The following is a 1,230-nucleotide window of genomic DNA, read 5'->3' on the forward strand; positions in this document are numbered from 1 at the left end:
CTCCCGAAGGTCCACCGACAGCGCCTTTGACATGCCTGTCGGCCTCCTCGCCGACAGACAGTTTGAATCAGATCCAGCCCGCGTCGGGGAATACCCCCTGATTCATTCAGCTCGGAAACCGCTCTAGCGACGCCGCGCCACGCTCGTTCTGCTTGATCAGCTCATCGCACTGCCGAAGTAGGTCCTCCAGCCTATCTGATGCGGTTTTTTGCGCTTTAAGTTGCTGTTCGAGCTTCTGAAGGTCACGGCGACTAAGAGTTTCGATCTCAAGAATACGCTGCTTGATGTCGTCGCCTAGCTCCATCGTGACTGCCTCTGACCAGCTCTTTCCATTATTGACGATCTGGACCCAATTGTTCGCCCAGAAGGAAGGCGAAGTCATCTTATCCCAAGAATCAGCTAGAATGCTTGTGTACTGCAGGGCCGTGCTGGCAGAATCCTTCCAGCTCTTGGCCATTTTTACCGCTGCATCCTGCCTCTGACCCTTCAGCATATCGACGGCTTCCTTTACAGCCTCTTCGTTCAGCTTCTTCAGTTCCGAGGCACTTGCCCTGCCGGCCTTCAGCCCGATGGTAGTGAGCTTGGCAAGCGTGCTGCCTATGTCGATCAGGTTCTTGGTTAGATCTACGCCATCACCCCACCGCTTCATTTTATTGAGGTTGGCCTTTAGCTCCTTCAATATTACTTCGGTGTTTTGACGAGTGTCCTTGATTAATTCCTGGATGATCGCTTCGCGCTTCTTGGCGCATGCTAAGTCCTCTACCAGGGACGTCCGCAGGCGCTTCGCCGCCGCCAACTGCTCCCGCAGCGCATCAGCTTTTTTCTGCAGCATCTTTTGGTCATGCTGATCTGGCGGAATTACAAGTACATCTCCTGGTCGCAGGTTCTCGGGCACGCCACGCTTGCTGCGCAGCGAACGGTTACCCAGATCTTCCCAAATCACCCGCCAATCCTTGATGCGGTACTTCGCGGCGATCTCGCGCAGTGTGTCGCCCTTTGCAATCTGTGGTTGCGTACGGATTCCTGAGCCATGGCATATCGTGTCCCATGGAGGCGTCTTGTTGCGAATTAGAAACTGTTTTGATAACTAACTAACTTGCTAGCCCGGATCATTCACGTGGGCTGACGGGCATGGTGCAAGCCGCTGACCGGCAATAGATTTCGGCTGCGACACTCGAAACCAGCCGTTTGCGGAGACCATGCCCGCCAAGGTTGAACCTACGCCGCCCC

Annotated in this window: 1 protein-coding gene; it reads right to left on the reverse strand. The window is 54.9% G+C overall.

The features are described from left to right. Positions 1 to 106: 106 nt before the first annotated feature. Positions 107 to 943: a hypothetical protein gene (locus H7965_RS29950; RefSeq protein WP_229682881.1), complete on the reverse strand. Its 837-nt coding sequence runs from the start codon at positions 941 to 943 to the stop codon at positions 107 to 109. Between the last annotated feature and the right edge of the window lie 287 nt (positions 944 to 1,230).

Origin of the sequence: Siccirubricoccus deserti, from assembly GCF_014283215.1 — a bacterium.
GTDB classification, from domain to species: domain Bacteria; phylum Pseudomonadota; class Alphaproteobacteria; order Acetobacterales; family Acetobacteraceae; genus Siccirubricoccus; species Siccirubricoccus deserti.